Here is a 16,105-nt window from a genome sequence, read left to right on the forward strand (position 1 = left end):
GATCGCCTCATCGCCGAAGTCGCCGCTTGGGAACACCGACGCAATCAAAGTGGAGCCCGCATCAAATGGATGTTCTCAACCGAGCAAGCCCGCGCCAAACTTGCCAAAGCATACCCAAACCCAATCGCCAAAGAGTCATAATCTCTGTGCAGAGGTACTAGAGCCGTGATTGCGAGACCGCGAGGACCAAGCATTTAAGGGTTAAATAGCTGAGAACCAGTCACGGCCAGCGTCGCAACGTTAAACAAGATGGTCCGCCAGCCTTTCAGAGAGGGGTCGTGATTTTACTTTCATTGTGAAAGAATTGAACCACGACCAGCGGCAGGCGGCAATTGAAAAAGGGGATGCCGCGCCCCTGCGGAATCCCCTCCTTCGATGCTCAAGCTGCGCCTCCCCAGACGCTGCGAACTTCGAGTACATTAGCATGTCAGAAAATTGACATTCGGATTGGTCGGGTATCGTACAGAAAAGGGAGGCCGTAGGGGCTCGGCCTCCCCCTTTTTCCAGCACCCCTTACAGCCCTGCATAGGATGCTACGCGAAGTATATCGCGCCGGCGCCAGCTAGAAGCAATGCCCGGTCTCTAGGTAAAACCGCCCATTGAAGGCAATATAGCTGTGATTTTGGTAGAAGAGGGGGAGGCCTGCCTCCCTCCCCTCGACTTTTGCCTCGAGCATCCCCGTCTTAGAAGCACCTATAAGCTAACTTTTTCGTGAGTCCCCGATCAAGAATCCAAAGCAAGAACACGCGAAATAAATTTTATATTTAAATCAGTTATTTGATGATGATAGTAAAATCCTGTGGGCCGATTACCCGCCGAGCGTATGCAATTGCGATGCCGCTGTCCGAAAGGTTCGATAGCGACTGAGTCAGTTGCATCCCCATGGCAACGAGCACACACCATCGGTGTCCGCCTTGGTATTGCCGACATGGAGGGGAATGGCGGTCCGACCTTCCGAGCCGTGGGGGTGGCCTGACAGGCTGGGTGGAGTGCAGTTGCTTGCCACGGCATTCGCTCATCTGAAGGCAAGATCCGGGGTTCCTGCGGATGGCCGTTGAAAGGTGACTAAGTTGCCGGTTTAACTGATGGCGGACAGTTCGCTGATCGGTCCCGTTGCAGAGGTCAATATTCTTACACTCGATATTGCCGTGATCATTTGGCGGCAAGAGGCTTGTCATGTTCGCCGCGAGTTCTTTTTGTCGGCCGTCAGCAGCTTCGGGCTCTCAGTCAATCGACGATCCAATGTCACGCTGTAATCCAAAGCCGCGTGCGCTAACGTACGATCGCTACACAGCCATTGTTCGCTTAGCTGTCTATTTACATTCCGGCGCGACAATTGCGGACTTAGAAGTTCGTGGTCAGAAGGAAAGACAATGGCAATTGGTTGCGAAGGATGCCGGCGCGGTGAGAATTTCGAAACACAGTTCTCAATGGCGTTTCAACCGATAGTGGACATCAGTTCCGGGAGAATATTCGGCCACGAGGCCTTGGTTCGAGGCCCGAGGAGCGAGGGAGCGGGCAGTGTGTTGGCACATGTCGATCCGGTCAACCGATACGCGTTCGATCAGCAGTGCCGCGTCAAGGCAATTGAGCTGGCAGCGCAGCTATTTCCGCAGGGAGAGGATATTAAGCTCTCCATCAATTTCATGCCGAATGCGGTTTACGAGCCGCAAGCGTGCATTCGCCTCACATTGGCGACCGCTGAGAAGGTTGGCTTCCCCCTAGACCAAATTGTGTTTGAGTTTACCGAAAATGAGGTGCTCGATACCAAGCACGTCCTCAACATATTGCACACGTACCGGGAAATTGGATTTAAGACGGCGATTGACGATTTCGGCGCCGGGCATGCGGGGCTCTCGTTGCTTACCAAGTTCCAGCCTGACATCGTGAAACTGGATATGGATCTAATCCGCGACATCGATATCGATATCATTAGGCGCGCCGTGGTCAAGCACACTTTGAACATGCTGAATGACCTTGGCATCACACCTTTATGCGAAGGTATTGAAACTGCTGGAGAATTGGCCACACTTGAGGATCTGGGTGTGAAACTCGTCCAGGGATATTTCTTGGCGAAGCCGGCCTTCCAATCTTTGGCGTCACCCAGTCGGCTCGGAATTGCCTCTCAGGCTGCATAGTCGATCCCTGGCATTTCGTTCGCCGCCACCATTGATAGGAGCCGGGGGATGATCTAGCTATTTTGACATCGGCTTAAGCAGTTTAACTTTGAACGGGTCCGGCGACCGACGCCGCATCGCTCGAGGGCTACCCCTTGGAAGAACCGGGACCGGCTGCTCGAAGGCGGCATCGCGGCGAAGTTCTTGAATGCGATTCTGATCCAGCCCAAGGTCAAGCGGCTGTTGTCTAGCGACCATTCTCTGTCGATGGCTAGCTGATTGAGGCCTGGGCGTCGATGACGAGCGTCAAGTCGAAGAACGGTTCCGACGCTCCGCCGACGTATGGCGGCGGTCGGAATGAAGAAGCGGATTTCCACGGCGAGAAGCGCTCCAGCAAGACGCATGCCTCGAAGACCGACCCGGACGCCAGGGTTTACAAGAAAAGGCAAGGGTAAGGAGACGAAGCTGTTTCTCATGGTCCACGGACTGATGGATAACCGCGATGGCCTGCTGGCTTTAGGTCCCGGCGCGGTGGCATACAAGGTCGAAGAAAACATCCTCGGTCAGCAGCGATCCTATAGGGTGGCCTATATCGGCGGTGATGCAGCTCTGTTTGTTGTATCGGAGACCAAAATTCGGTACCTCGCCAGACGTATAGCGCTGATCGATCTGCGCGCTGAAGTGCGGCCAGCCGCGCGGCGCGTGGCGCGCGAAATCTCGTCTCAGATGAAGCTGGATGCGGATCGGTTCTGCAATCCGGTCCCGCCGGTGCGTGCTGCCGCGCGTGACGAACTGCTTGCAAACCACGAGTTCGATCGATCCCATCCCTGTTACCGACAGCACTAATTCCGTCGATCAGCCACCCGGGCGCGGATGGTCGTTCCAGCTGAGAATTTCATAAGCGTCATTGGCAAAGACGCCAGCGCAGATCACGACCTCGATCACTACCGGGCGGGCGCCGTGTGGCTGAAGCGAAATTCTGACACGGTAGGTCCTGGGCAGTTCCGTGTCGATCATCGATGATTGCACGAGGAATGTGTCATCAAGGCTGGCGATGCTCGAACTGGTGCGGGTGGCTCTGGCAGCCAGACTATCGGCCACGACCTCGGAGGTCACCCCCGGCAGCGCGGCTATAAGGACAGGGGCGGCCGAGAACGCATCGAGTCGACCTCGGGGATTGTAGACCGTCACATAGTTGCGCAGCGTTGTGATATCGGAAGAGGAGACTCCGAGGACCCAACGAAGGTCGTCGACCGAGCGGAACGGCCCGTTGCGTGGGCCATAGTCTATGTGGGCGGCGAGATAGTAGCTGCTTTCAGCTCCGCTTTCCGTCACAGTGTCGTCGGCGTCGCGCCAGTCTGCGACGCGTGCTGCGAAGCTTTGCGGCGTCAGGGACTTCAGGCCCGACGCCTGGTAGGCGGCAGCGAGCAGCTTGGCGCTCGACCCGTTGAGGTCGGCCTTGGCCGCATCCGTGGTGACATTGAGGCTGATGATCCCCTGGTCGAGGCGGATCTGCTGGTTGTCGACCTTGTCCATCGGCAGTTTCAGCACAAGCAATTCGAAGCTGGCCAGTGAGAGTGCCGATTGCGTCAATGCATCGGCGCGTAGTTTCGAGTTTGCAATATCGGCCGAGTCGATCGCCGTGCGAGAGAGAAGTAGCATGGCGATCACGGTGCCAGACAAAAGCGCCATCACGCTCAGCACTGCGATCAGCACGAAGCCCTGGCTTGAGCCAATGCGTTCGCGAAGCTGCTTCATTGGGCGTACCGCAGCCAGCCGAGGCTGTCTTCCGCATCGACCGGCTTGCTGGTTGCCGGCGTGTTGCCATCGTCAGTGGCAGCGACCTTGTATAGCCCGCAAACGCCGTGCCCAGGTGCAGCACATCCAGGCTCTGCGTCCACATGCACGGCAATGCGGGTTGCCGTGATGGGAGAGCCGCGATCATCGACAAGCGACACGCGGATCGCGACCGGCAATTGATCCGTGCGTGTCCACGCCGGGACGAGTGCTTCCTGCCCGCCGTCCAAGCGTGCGAAATAGGCGAAGCGAATGGTGTAGCGAGCCTGAAGCAGAACCGGCTGACCGTTGGTGGGCAGGTCGACGAAGCCCTGGTAACCGGGCAGCAACGGCACGTCCTTGCGGATCAACTGCTTTTGATTGCCTTGCAGGAAGACCACGCGATCGTCGGCAGTGCCGTCGGGCAGTGCAATCCGTCGGGCGAAGACCACGCCGTGGTCCGTTCCCTGGAAGACGAAGCCTGGATTTTGACCCGCCCAGCGGATCGGCCGGATACCCTCGATCTCGCGCGTCAACGCCGCGACGATGCGGCCTCGGTCCTCAACTTCCTGGCTGGCGGCACCGGTTCGCCCGGATGTCCGCATGACCAGGGACATCACCGACACCAAGCCGACGAGGACGAGCGCGCTGATGGTCATCGTCGCCAGGACTTCGACCAGGATATAGCCGTCTCGCCGGTCCCGTGCGGGCGGTCCTCGCTTGGCGCGATGAGATGGAATTGCCATCATTGCGATGCAATCCTCACCAGCCGTATCGTCTCGATGCTGATATCCGGCCTGGTGCCGGCCGATCGTCCGACGCTGACCAGCATCCGCACCGGTCGCCACTGAAGCGCGGTGCCGTCGGAGGCGACACCGGGAAAGGATCTGTCGAGCGGCTGGAAGCGCAGCGTCCAGGCAAATCCGTTCATTTTGCCACTCCTGGACAGAGTGGCATCGGTTCCAGCACCAAGAGGCCCGCTCAACAATGTCCGCGCGACCATCTCGGCTGCAATATGCCGGTCGGCCCGTTCGGTGYCATTGACGGCAACCACCACGGCGCGCTGGATGGCGAGGGCAATGACGCAGAGCACGGCGATGGCGACAAGCACTTCGATCAGGGTGAAGCCGGCTCGCCGTGGGGCGCGCCGCGGCCGATCCGACATTGCGTGACACCGGTTTTCGTTCGTCATTGGGAGATATCCACGACATCGATCGCGGCCGAAAGGCTGTTGACGTCGATTGCCACGGCACGGTTGCCCGAGATCAGCAACAGGCGTCCGCCGCTCGCATGTCCATCGGGCAGGAACTCGACGCCATGCAGGTCTCGCGGCTGGGTGCGAAGCAGAATCGCCGTCGGCAGCAGGATTTGCGCCCTCTGTCTTGACGACAGGACGCGTTGAGCAGCCAGATCCACGGAGACCGTGACCGGCAGACCTGTGCGAAGCGCGGCGTTGCGGTCTGCCCTCAGAAGCACGCCGATCTCGAATGCTTTCGAGCGAAGTGCGGCCATGCCGATATGCGGCCTGACGAATGGCAGTCCTAGCGCGACGAGCATGGCCATGATCGACATGGCCAGCACGACTTCCACCAGCGTGAAGCCGCCGCGGCGATCACGTCGGCACGGTCCGTGGATCTTATTCGGTCGCGATGTCGGCATCCGCGCCGGTGCCTCCCGTGGTGCCGTTGGCGCCGTAGGTCAGGATGCGGTAGGGACCTTTGGTGCCGGGAACAGAATATTGGTAGGCATTGCCCCAGGGGTCGAGGGGCACCGTCTGCTGCTGCAGATAGGGTCCGTTCCAGCCGTCGACGCCCGGCGGCTTGTCCACCAGCGCCTTCAGCCCCTCGCTCTTCGACGGATAGCGGCCGACATCGATATAGTAGAGATCGAGCGAGGATTTGAACGAGCTGAGCTGCAGCGACGCCGCCTTGGTGCGCGAACTGGAGAGATAGCCCAGAACGCGCGGACCGACGAGCGCCATGATCAGGCCGAGAATGACAAGCACGACGAGCAATTCCACCAGGGTGAATCCGCTATGCCGGTCACGCAGCCCGCGTCCGGGCGCTCGTATCAATCGGGTCGATGCAGTCATCGTCTTCTCCGTCACGCCAGAACATCGTTGATACTGAGCAGGGCGCTCATGATCGACAGGATCAGCCAGCCGATCAGGACACTGACGCCCATCATCATCACGGGCCCAAGGATCGCGGTCAGCCGCCCCAGGGCCGTATCGAGCTTGCCTTCATAGAAACCGGCGATCCTGCCGGCGCTGTCGCCAAGATTGCCGGCTTCCTCACCGACGCGCAGCATCTGGACGACGTGACCGGGCAGCAGGGTCTGGCTCGCCAGCGATTGCGACAGGCGCTTGCCGCCGCGGACGTCGGCGATGACCGCATCGATTTTCGCACCGGCCTTGGGCGTGTTGACGATGCCGCGGATGAGGCGCAGCGAGGTCGAGATGTCGACACCGTTGGCGAGCAGTATTTCCAGGGTGCGGCAGAAACTCAGCGTCATGTGGTAGGACACAACGCGCGAGGTGAACGGCAGGACAGTCAGGATGTTTATCCAGACCGAGCGTTTCTGCCCGAAGCGCTTTATCGCGACGAAGACGACCAGCACGACGGCGATGCCGATCAGCACATTGTCGACATTGCCGCGCAGCCATTCGGACAGCTGGAAGACGAACAGCGCCGAGGGGCTGATCTTGCTGCGAAAGCCCGCGATCGCGCCTTCGAATTGCGGGATGATATAGAGCAATACGAAGGCGAGGACGCCGAAGGCCGCGACCGTCAGGAAGCCGGGATAGGCGATCGCCGAGATCAGCCGCTTGCGCAGCCGCTCGGTCCTTTGCCGTTCCTGGGCAATGCTGGTCAGGGCTGGCTCCAGCCGCCCAGATATTTCCGCCACCTCGACCATCTTGATGTAAAGCGGCGAAAACAGCTTCGGATGCTTGGCCAGGACTTTTGAAAGGCTTTTTCCGCTCGAAAGGTCGACATGAATGTCCCGGATGAGTTTGACCAGCCAGCGGCGCGTCTCCATCTGGGTCAGGATGACCAGCGCTTCGTCGAGCGCGACGCCGCCTTTGAGCAGCATCGCCAGATCGACGGTGAAACCGGTGATCTCCTCGGAGCCCGGGTCGATGGTCAGCCAGTCGCGCCATGTTCCTTCGTCACGGCCGGTCTTCTCGCGCATCGATATCGTGGTGATCCCGGCGCGGTCGAGCTGGGAGCTGACATCGGCGGGTGTCTCGGCTTCCATCGTGCCGACAAACATCTTGCCGCTGGCATTGATGGCGCGATACTCGAAGAGCGTCATTCGACGGGCTCCCGTCTCGCGGGTGCTTGCGCAATGAGATCGGTTTGAAGGTTTGCGTGGCGGGTCACAAGGCAAGCCTCAAATCGAAAAACGACACCAGCCAAAGAGCCGGCGCCAGCAAGGCGCCGAATGGCAGCTTGTCGAGGCGCTGTCGCGGCAGGACGAGCATGAAGACCAATGCGCAGAGCAGTCCCACGGCGCTGGCAAGGAAGACCGACCAGGCCAGTCCGAGGGAACCGACGAAGATACCGCCGGCGGCGGCAAGCTTCACATCGCCGAAGCCGAGCCCGTCATAGCCGCGCAAGCGGAAAAATCCTTCCCGCACCAGCCAGAAGGCGCCGCCACAGGCCAGGCCATCGACCAGGATCAATAATGCCGTCCAGCCGAGGCTTTCACCCCGGCCGGTCAACCGGACCGCGATCCCAACCATGGCGAGGCAAACCAGAGGACCATCCGGGATGGTGAAATCCTTGAAATCGTGGCCGGCGATCCAGACAACCATGATCAGGGCCATCGCCGACAGGAGCGGATTGGCAAAGTCGTGCAGCGAGCCGTCGAGCGACGCGAAGCTCGCGAGCACCAGGCTCCCGAACATCGCACCGAGTTCGACATGGCTGAACACCTTGCTCATTTTTGATCCATGCTCCGGTGCCTGATCACCGACATCTGCGACCGCAGATTTTCCGCCACGTCCGCCGCGTCCTGTGCATCGCGAATGACCACCGGCCGGATCATGATGATCAGTTCGGTTCGCCCCTTGGTTTTGGACGTGGACGAGAAGAGATCGCCGACGACCGGAATACGCATCAGCCCGGGCACGCCGCTCTTGGAGTTGTCCGTCGTGGCGCTGATCAATCCGCCGAGAAGCACGGTCTGTTGGTTGTTGACGGAAATCTGGGTCTTGATGCTGCGCTTGGAAATCGTCGGCGTCAGCGTGTTGGAGCCGCTGACGACGTTGGAAATCTCCTGATCGATGTCCATGGTGACCGCATCGTTCTGCCCGATCCGCGGCGTCACGTTGAGGATGATGCCGGTGTCTTTGAATTCGACCGAGTTGATCAGCGGCGCGGTGCCGCTTTCCGTGCTCTGCGACTGCTGTGTGGTGATCGGCACTTCGTCGCCGACCTGCAGGGTAGCCGTCTGGTTTTCCAGCACGACAAGCGTCGGCGCCGAGAGGACCTCGACATCCGTCAACGTGTTGAGGGCGGAAATGATCACATCCGGATTGGCGTCGGCCCCGGCGACGAAGTTCAGGCCGGGCGTATCCTTGCTGATGGCGTTGCTTGCCTGGTTGATCAGGCTGAGAGAGCCTCGGTTGCGGCCCAGGCCTAGGTCGCGGCTCTTGAGGAAATATTGCACGCCATATTTCAGCTCGTTGTTGAGCCGGACCTCGGCGATCGTCACATTGACCGAAACCTGGGTGGGCGTAGCATCGAGCTTTTTCAGCGTGGCCAGCGCCTGGGCGGCCAGTTCTGAATCGCCGTAAATCACCACGGAGTTGTTTGTCGGGTCCGAACTTATCCGCAATTGCTGTGCCGAGGTCGCACCGGAAGTCAGATCAACGACATTCGGCCCGGTCGAAAGCTCGGTTGTCGGCGTCGTGCTGTCGCTGAAGGCGGAGGCAATGCGATCCGCCGGATTGCTCGCTGTGGTGGTCTGCGACGTTGACTGGGTGTTCTGCGATGTGGTGGTGCTCTGCGGCGTCTGCCCGTTCGTCGGCGTGTTGAAGGTCGGCGTACTGGATGCGGCAGCGTTGGTGGGCGTGGTCGACGTCGTCGGGGTGGTCGTTGCAGCAGCCGTGGTGAAGAGCGTGGTCAGCACGCGCGCCAATTCATCGGATTTGCGGTACTTCGCCTTGTAGATGACAACGTTCTGGTTCGTATCGGGATCTTCCTGGTCCAGGCGCCGTGCCCAGGTTTCGGCGCGTCGGATCAAGGCTGGATTCTTCGAAATGGCCATCACGCCGCGGATGCGGCTCATCGGCTGGAACTGGATCAGGCCGTTTTCACCCTTGACGTTGAAGATGCGCTCAAGTTCGGGAACAACATCCTCCGGCTTGGCCTGCACGAGGCGGAAGATCGACACTCGCTGGTTCTGCATGAAATCCGCGTCGAAGGATGACACGGCATCGACGACCTGGGCGCGTTGCGGACCGGAACCGCGCACGATGATCATATTGCCGGCAATGTTGACTTTCAGCCCTTCCGCCTGGGCGACGAAGCCGGAGATGAGATCCGACATCGTCGAGGCCTGCACGAATTTCAGCGGGATGATCGAAACGCCATAGCCTGGCGTCGTGATGCGCCCGCGATCGAGCGTGCCCACCGACATTCCATTGGCGGTGATGCGATAGCTGTCGCCGGATTTCACCAACGAAAAGTTGAACGAGGAAAGCGACGCCTCGAGGGCGGACAGAAGCGCGTCGCGGCTGACGRGGCGGGCCGACGAAATGGTGACCGGGCCGGAGACGTCGCCACTGATCGTGTAGTTGACATGCAGCGCGTCATTGAGGATCGCATGCGCGACTTCCTTGATATCGGTATTTTCGAAGTTCAGCGTGTACTGGCCGGCGGTGGAAGCATCGGTCGTGTCCACCGGCGTCAGGCCGAATTCCGCCGGGTAGTCCTGCGTCAGCCGCTTATTGCCGGGCCGCAATTGACCGGTCGAGAAACTGTTCGGTCCCCGCGACCTGTTCGGATCCTTGGGTGTCAGATCGCTGAAAAGGCCGTTTGCGAAAACCGAGTTCTTGCCCGGATCTGCATTATTGCCCTGGCATGCCGCGAGCAGCACACAAGCAGGCAACAGGGCGGCACGACAAATTTGAAGGATTATACGCACTTTAATAATTGCTCCTCCGCAGCACGCGCTACGCGATTATTGCCTACGCAAGGGCGACGGAGTCGGATCAGTTTATCCCAATAAAAATGCTAATTTACCATCGAAAAAGTAAGAAAATCTCGAAGCGGTGAAAATTGTTCATGGCATAACAAAATCGTGATCATTTATTTCTCGGCATGGCGAAACTTTTATCATTCAATCTCGTAATGGCTCTCGTCGGTTATCCGTGGAGGTAAACCTTCGTAGATTTCAGTACAATCGCCTCGCAAAGTCGATGATTTTGCGTAATGTGTTCGCTTTGCTTAAAAATACTTCGAATTGATCGGAGGTATTACTTTGCAGGTGAACATTGGTTTGCTCCGATCTGCAGCTTAGTTACTCAAACCCCAAGGGGGAGGTACCATGACTAACGAAACGCATGAGAACTCGACGAGCGTCGCAAAGATTGACCTTGAGGCAGGCCGTCGCGCCTTCCTGAAAACGGCTGGCTTGCTTGCCGCCGGTGCGGCAACGCTGAAACTGGTCGGTCACGCGTCCGAAGCTGAAGCTGCTACCATCGACGATCCGACGATCCTGAATTTCGCGCTGAACCTCGAATATCTCGAGGCGGAATTCTATCTCCGTGCGACAACCGGAAACGGGCTTTCCAACGGCGACATCGATGGCAAGGGCAAGCTGGGTGGGGTCACCGGCGGCAGCAAGGTCAATTTCGATACCAAGATCGGTCAGCAATTCGCCGAGGAGATCGCCGGCGACGAAGAGGCGCATGTAAAGTTCCTGCGCTCTGCTCTCGGCAAGTCTGCAGTTGCTCGTCCAGCCATCAACCTGAAGACGAGCTTCACCGCCGCGGCGCGTGCAGCTGGCCTGATCGGACCGAAGGCCGATTTCGACGCCTTTGCCAACCAGAACAACTTCCTGCTTGCCGCCTTCATCTTCGAAGACGTCGGCGTGACGGCCTATAAGGGCGCCGCCCGGTTCATTTCGAACAAGGACTATCTGGAAGCAGCCGCAGGCATCCTGGCCGTCGAGGCCTATCATGCAGGCGAAATCCGCACCCTGCTCGCTGGCGGCGGCTTCTACAAGGAAGCCTTGGCCATCTCCAACGCGCGCGATTCCCTCGATGGCAAGTCGGATCTCGACCAGGGTATCGGCACCAAGAGCAAGGTCAATATCGTCCCGACGGACGCCAACGGCATTGCCTTCAGCCGCACGCCGCAGCAGGTGCTCAACATCGTCTATCTCGGCGACAGCGCCAGCAATGCAAGCTTCTTCCCCAAGGGCTTGAATGGCGCCGTGAGCTGATCAGGCACACATTTCGCTCATCGAGGCGGCCGGCACGTGCTGGCCGCCTTTCGTGCTCTGAGGTCAGGGGCGCCGATGGACAATATTTGCCAGCGGCGCAATGTCCCRCTGCTTTATCAATGAAAGCCGACAAGCCGCATCATGCGATGAGGGGAGAAAACGGGTTCATGGACGCTCAAGTGGCTCAGCCCGACGGCCAGATAACGTTTCTTGACTATCTGACGAGCCGCGGCACCACGCAGCCGGCCAATAACGGGCGTGCGCCCGCTCAAACAGCCTCGTCGACAGCGGAGGAATTGTGGCGCGCCGGCGTCGCGACGGCAAAGGAGATCGCTGACGCGCTGGCTGAATTTCACGCCATCCCACGAACAAGTTTCGACGAAATATCCAGGCTTCCGCCGCTCGTCGGGGATCTGTCCCAACGCTATCTGCGCGAGCAGTTTGTCTATCCGTTCGAGGACCGCGGCACTGTTGCCGTCGCAATCGCAGATCCGGGCCGCGAAGGCGTGATCCAGGCGCTTCAACTGGCGCTCGGCACCGCTCCGATCGTGAAAGTCATTTCGTTCGAAGAAATCGACCTGCTTTTCGAGCGCATTGCGGAGCGTGAAAATCACGCGTTCGCCGTCGGAGCGATCGAACCCGCGCCCGAAGATGCGCTCGCCGAGACCGCGCAATCGATGCAGGATCTGGCGCGTGGCGCGCCGGTGGTGCGTATCATYGACGAGATCCTGGAACGGGCAGTCGGCGTCGGCGCAACCGACATTCACCTCGAAACCGAGCGGGATCAGTTGCGCGTGCGCCTCAGAGTCGACGGATATTTGCGGCGCGACCAGCGCCTGCCGCTGAACCTCGCGCCCGCCGTCATTTCACGTTTGAAAATCCTGGCCGGGCTGGATATCGCCGACCGACGCCTGCCTCAGGATGGCCGTGCCAATCTGCGCATCGGCAATGCCGAAGCCGATCTGCGTGTTGCGATCATGCCGACCATGCATGGCGAGACGGCGGTCGTCCGAATCCTTCTGCGCGACACGCGGCTGCTCGAATTCGGCCGCATCGGCATGACGCCGAGGGACCAGAAAAGTTTCGAAGGGCTGCTGGCCGAGCCGCATGGCATCGTCGTCGTCACCGGTCCGACCGGCAGCGGCAAGACCACGACTTTGGCGACGGCAATTTCGCTACTCAACGATCCCGGCCGAAAAATCGTCACAGTGGAAGACCCGATCGAATACCAGATCGCCGGCATCCACCAGACGCAGGTCAAGCCGTCGATCGGCCTTACCTTTGCAACAGCCTTGCGCTCGTTTCTCCGGCACGACCCCGACATCATCATGGTCGGCGAAATGCGCGACCGGGAAACGGCCAGCATCGGCGTCCAGGCCGCGTTGACGGGGCATCTGGTGCTGACCACGCTGCACACGAATTCGGCCAGTGACGCCGTCGTCCGCCTGGTCGACATGGGTGTCGAACCCTATCTGCTGGCGTCGAGCCTGCGCGGCGTGCTCGGGCAAAGGCTAGTGCGTCGGCTCTGTGAGCGCTGCAGGTCGCCGGACGGGGAAGCGGCCGGTCGGGCGCATGCTCTCGCCGAGGCGAGGGGCATTGCGGTGGATGCCAGCGCTCACTTCCATGCCGCGGTTGGCTGCGAGGCTTGCGGCAATTCGGGCTATCGCGGCCGGATCGGCATTTTCGAGGTCATGCGCGTCGACGAGAGCCTCAGAGGACGCATCCGCCAGCAGCCGGACACCCAGGTCATCGCCGACATGGCGCGTGGGTCGGGCATGACCCTGATGATCGAAGACGGCCTGCAGAAATGCGCCAAGGGACTGACGACGATCGAGGAAATCCTGCGAGCGACAGGTTGACCATGGAGTTGAACAGCAAGTCCTTCGTGGCCTCGGCGCCGCMTGGCAGCGGCCCTCAGGCCGATCGTCCCAAATCGGCCGGCGGGCCGGCGAAACCTGGGCGGCACTCGACGTTCCTGCGCGTTTTTTCGAACCTGCTTGCCGCTTTCGCCGATACGGTCGAACCGGTCACCGCCCGACTTCTGCGCCGCAGGCGCTGGATCGCATTGCAGTCGCAGTCGGGCGAAATCGATTTCTATCGCGCCGATGCCAGCCGATTGACGCTGGTCGGCAACAGCGCGGCAATAGATGAACGCGCCCGTCGGCAGATGTCGATCAAGGGCGCAGACCTGGAATTGCGTCTACCCGCCGATCTCACGACGTCGACGGCAATAAAAGTGCCGATGAGCGGTTTGGACTATCTCGAACAGATCATCGAGAACCGCCTCGATCGGCTCACACCTTGGAAGCCGGAAAAGGTTTTCTACGGCTATGTGGTGTCTGCGAAGCCCGGTGCCGACGGACAATTCGAAGTGTCGTTCACGGCCACGCCAAGGGATGTCGCGGCAAAATCGGTCGGGCAGCTCGCCGCCCTCGGCCTGGCGCCATCACGGATGGGATCGGCCGAGGAGCCGGCCGAGCGTCCACTCAGGATTGATCTGTTCAGGGGTGGAAACGACACCAGCCGGAACGCCCAGCGTCGGTTTGTCGGCATCATTGCTGCAACAGCGCTGCTGCTTTCCGGATTGGTCTATGGCGCGTCGGTGTTTGTGCTTTTCGACAGCGATCGACAGCTCGCCGACCTGGATGCGAGACTGGCGCAGATACGCCAGAAGATGGTCGAAGGGGAAGGCAATTCGGCGGAACGCCAACGCGACCTGACACTGATCCAGCAAAAGCAAGCCGACGATACCAAGCTTTCACTCATTGATCGCCTGGCCGCCGCTTTGCCGGACAATACCTATCTCGACGAGATGGATATCCAGCCGGGTAGCGTCCGGATTGCCGGCACGTCGACCGAGGCGTCCTCCTTGATCGAAATCCTGCAGTCGAAAGCTGGTCTGTCCGACGCCCGGTTCTCTGCCCCGGTGACACGTGAGGCCGACGGCAGGGACCGGTTTGACATCACCGGCGCGCTTCCTGTCCCGAGCGAGACATCACAATGACGACAACAGTGCAAAGCGGATCCTTATTGCGGCTGTCGGCGGTTCTCGTCTTCATCGGTCTTCCCGTCATTCTGACCGGGCTCGGCGTTCTCAATTTTCTCGATGCTGCAGATGCCGGATTCGACGCTGCGGCAAAGAAGATCCAGATCACTGCGCTTGCGGGACGTCTGGCCGCCGCGGCGAAGCGAGACAAACCGCAGAACCGTTCCGCCATCTATATCGAGGGGGCATCACGGTCGCTTGCCAGCGCCAATCTTCAACAGCTCCTCGTGGATGCGACATCGGCCTCATCAGGGCACCTGATCGAAACCTCGACGGTCGACCCGACGGACAGCGACAATCCGGATAGGGCCGATATCGTGGAGATAAAGGCGACATTGGATATCGACAATGGCGGCCTGCTTCAGCTCCTCTATCGTATCGAGACCGGTGTTCCGCTGCTCGATGTGGATACTCTCTCGATGCGTCGCTTGAACGCCAGCGATGGCGACAAAGCGAAAGCCGTAATGCTACGGATCGATCTTGCCGTGAAGGGCAGATGGAAGGTCAAACCGGCATGAGGTTTTGGCGCGCCCTCACCACCCTGCTATCCGTAGCCTGCACGCTCGCAGCCTTGCATGCCGCTGCAAGCGAAACTTTGCGATCCGCGATCGCGCTCAATCCGCTTTCGAAACTCGACCCTGCATCGTTCAAGTCGTTCATCGAGCGCCCACTGTTTTCGCCCGACCGGCGGGCGGCACAAGATCAGCACGACGATGAGAAGGCGACCACGCCGCAACCGGCGGACACCTTCTCCATCAGGCTGCTCGGGATCAGCGTGACCCCCGAAGGCACGACCGCCCGAATAAAGGACAATAGCGACGGGATCCTGCATTCCCTCGGCGTTGGTGACGTCTTCGATGAATGGCATGTCGACTCGATCGAGGCAGACGCGCTGGCGATGAGCAAGGACGGCGACAAACGGGTTTACGATCTGTTTGCCAGGCAGGACCGGAACGACAAGACCAGCGCCTCTGCGAACGACGTTCGGTCCCCTGCGACTGTGTCGTCGACAAAAAGCAACTATGGCGATTGCGCCCATGCCGGAATCAATTGCGACGGGGACAAACGCCATAAGCAGGATTTAGTAGATTTCTTCGGCTCCAGCGTGAAGTAAGCATCTATTGCGTGAGGGAGATGGCGTTGTCTCAACCGCTTGAACGGCTAGATTGCTGAGGAATTTGCGTCTAATGTCTAAGAATGCCGAAAGTTTTGCATCTCCACAACCCATGTCCCGCTTCATCGGCGATAACTAAGGTGACGCAATTCGAAAGGCGGCCGTGGGTTTGTCGATGCAGGAGAGTGTCGTCTGCCGCACTGACAACGATGTCGCGTCACTTCCCTCGACGCCGCAGGCGTAGGCTTCGGGGGTGCCGGCATGCGAAGCCGAAAGTCTAGGCCTTGTGGGAGTGCAGCCGGATCTGGCATTCATGCTCGACGAATGGGTTGTCATGCATGAGTTTTCGATCATATCACCGTGCCGCTTAACTGAAAGGTTGGGCAGGGCCGTCTCCGGCCGGGGTTCAAGACATTCCTTGGCGGACAGCGCCGGCGGCCGTCGGCGATGAAAATGGTAATCAGATCCCCAACATCGGCTGTAGAAGGCGCAAGAGACGACTTTTGAATCTGAGCGGCGCATCGGTGACGGCGAGGCATATGCAATCCATTTCAGAATGCGCGCTCGGCGTATGCATCAGGCTGCCGTCAGCGAGTT

The 16,105-nt window shown here is 59.7% G+C and carries 15 protein-coding genes and 3 pseudogenes; 9 read left to right on the plus strand and 9 right to left on the minus strand.

Annotated features, from left to right (window positions below; genetic code table 11):
* From AC1D06_RS37455 to AC1D06_RS37470, 4 genes and pseudogenes are all read left to right on the plus strand, one after another.
* Positions 1–141: pseudogene (locus tag AC1D06_RS37455) on the plus strand (IS630 family transposase); the annotation flags it as partial.
* A 944-nt stretch (positions 142–1,085) separates the two neighbouring features.
* On the plus strand, positions 1,086–1,256 hold the full coding sequence (locus AC1D06_RS37460; protein ID WP_477990718.1) for a hypothetical protein: 171 nt from the start codon (positions 1,086–1,088) through the stop codon (positions 1,254–1,256).
* A gap of 117 nt (positions 1,257–1,373) precedes the next feature.
* Complete coding sequence (locus tag AC1D06_RS37465) at positions 1,374–2,138, plus strand: EAL domain-containing protein (protein WP_477877303.1); 765 nt, start codon at positions 1,374–1,376, stop codon at positions 2,136–2,138.
* Between the two features lie 138 nt (positions 2,139–2,276).
* Positions 2,277–2,630, plus strand: a pseudogene (locus AC1D06_RS37470) (IS5/IS1182 family transposase); the annotation flags it as partial.
* Between the two features lie 342 nt (positions 2,631–2,972).
* Here AC1D06_RS37470 and AC1D06_RS37475 read toward each other — a convergent pair.
* The 8 genes from AC1D06_RS37475 to gspD all read right to left on the minus strand — a co-directional run bounded on the left by AC1D06_RS37475 (position 2,973) and on the right by gspD (position 9,863).
* Complete coding sequence (locus AC1D06_RS37475; protein WP_477877302.1) at positions 2,973–3,875, minus strand: type II secretion system minor pseudopilin; 903 nt, start codon at positions 3,873–3,875, stop codon at positions 2,973–2,975.
* Complete coding sequence (locus tag AC1D06_RS37480) at positions 3,872–4,639, minus strand: PulJ/GspJ family protein (RefSeq protein ID WP_477990719.1); 768 nt, start codon at positions 4,637–4,639, stop codon at positions 3,872–3,874. Before AC1D06_RS37480 ends, AC1D06_RS37475 begins: the two co-directional genes overlap by 4 nt.
* Positions 4,639–5,085: a prepilin-type N-terminal cleavage/methylation domain-containing protein gene (locus AC1D06_RS37485; RefSeq protein ID WP_477990720.1), complete on the minus strand. Its 447-nt coding sequence runs from the start codon at positions 5,083–5,085 to the stop codon at positions 4,639–4,641. Before AC1D06_RS37485 ends, AC1D06_RS37480 begins: the two co-directional genes overlap by 1 nt.
* Positions 5,082–5,552 carry a pilus assembly FimT family protein gene (locus AC1D06_RS37490; protein WP_477877299.1) on the minus strand — a complete coding sequence of 157 codons (471 nt, stop codon included), beginning with the start codon at positions 5,550–5,552 and terminating at the stop codon, positions 5,082–5,084. The genes AC1D06_RS37485 and AC1D06_RS37490 overlap by 4 nt, the downstream gene beginning before the upstream one ends.
* Entirely contained in the window at positions 5,530–5,985 is a 456-nt protein-coding gene (gene gspG / locus AC1D06_RS37495) for a type II secretion system major pseudopilin GspG (RefSeq protein ID WP_477877298.1), read from the minus strand. Before gspG ends, AC1D06_RS37490 begins: the two co-directional genes overlap by 23 nt.
* Before the next feature lie 11 nt (positions 5,986–5,996).
* Entirely contained in the window at positions 5,997–7,208 is a 1,212-nt protein-coding gene (locus AC1D06_RS37500) for a type II secretion system F family protein (protein WP_477877297.1), read from the minus strand.
* Between the two features lie 64 nt (positions 7,209–7,272).
* The gene (locus tag AC1D06_RS37505) at positions 7,273–7,839 is read right to left on the minus strand and encodes a prepilin peptidase (RefSeq protein ID WP_477877296.1); all 567 of its coding nucleotides are present in this window, start codon (positions 7,837–7,839) and stop codon (positions 7,273–7,275) included.
* Positions 7,836–9,863 carry a type II secretion system secretin GspD gene (gspD, locus tag AC1D06_RS37510; RefSeq protein ID WP_477990721.1) on the minus strand — a complete coding sequence of 676 codons (2,028 nt, stop codon included), beginning with the start codon at positions 9,861–9,863 and terminating at the stop codon, positions 7,836–7,838. The genes AC1D06_RS37505 and gspD overlap by 4 nt, the downstream gene beginning before the upstream one ends.
* A gap of 585 nt (positions 9,864–10,448) precedes the next feature.
* On the opposite strand from gspD, the gene AC1D06_RS37515 reads away from it, so the two are divergent.
* The 5 genes from AC1D06_RS37515 to AC1D06_RS37535 all read left to right on the plus strand — a co-directional run bounded on the left by AC1D06_RS37515 (position 10,449) and on the right by AC1D06_RS37535 (position 15,508).
* Entirely contained in the window at positions 10,449–11,348 is a 900-nt protein-coding gene (locus AC1D06_RS37515) for a ferritin-like domain-containing protein (protein WP_477877294.1), read from the plus strand.
* Between the two features lie 167 nt (positions 11,349–11,515).
* The gene (locus tag AC1D06_RS37520; RefSeq protein WP_477877293.1) at positions 11,516–13,207 is read left to right on the plus strand and encodes a GspE/PulE family protein; all 1,692 of its coding nucleotides are present in this window, start codon (positions 11,516–11,518) and stop codon (positions 13,205–13,207) included.
* A gap of 2 nt (positions 13,208–13,209) precedes the next feature.
* The gene (locus AC1D06_RS37525; RefSeq protein ID WP_477990722.1) at positions 13,210–14,352 is read left to right on the plus strand and encodes a PilN domain-containing protein; all 1,143 of its coding nucleotides are present in this window, start codon (positions 13,210–13,212) and stop codon (positions 14,350–14,352) included.
* On the plus strand, positions 14,349–14,912 hold the full coding sequence (gene gspM / locus AC1D06_RS37530) for a type II secretion system protein GspM (RefSeq protein WP_477877292.1): 564 nt from the start codon (positions 14,349–14,351) through the stop codon (positions 14,910–14,912). Before AC1D06_RS37525 ends, gspM begins: the two co-directional genes overlap by 4 nt.
* Positions 14,891–15,508: a hypothetical protein gene (locus AC1D06_RS37535; RefSeq protein WP_477877291.1), complete on the plus strand. Its 618-nt coding sequence runs from the start codon at positions 14,891–14,893 to the stop codon at positions 15,506–15,508. Before gspM ends, AC1D06_RS37535 begins: the two co-directional genes overlap by 22 nt.
* Before the next feature lie 460 nt (positions 15,509–15,968).
* Here AC1D06_RS37535 and AC1D06_RS37540 read toward each other — a convergent pair.
* A pseudogene (locus AC1D06_RS37540) lies at positions 15,969–16,105 on the minus strand (ChrR family anti-sigma-E factor); the annotation flags it as partial.

This window comes from Rhizobium sp. P2_G2 (assembly GCF_056403555.1).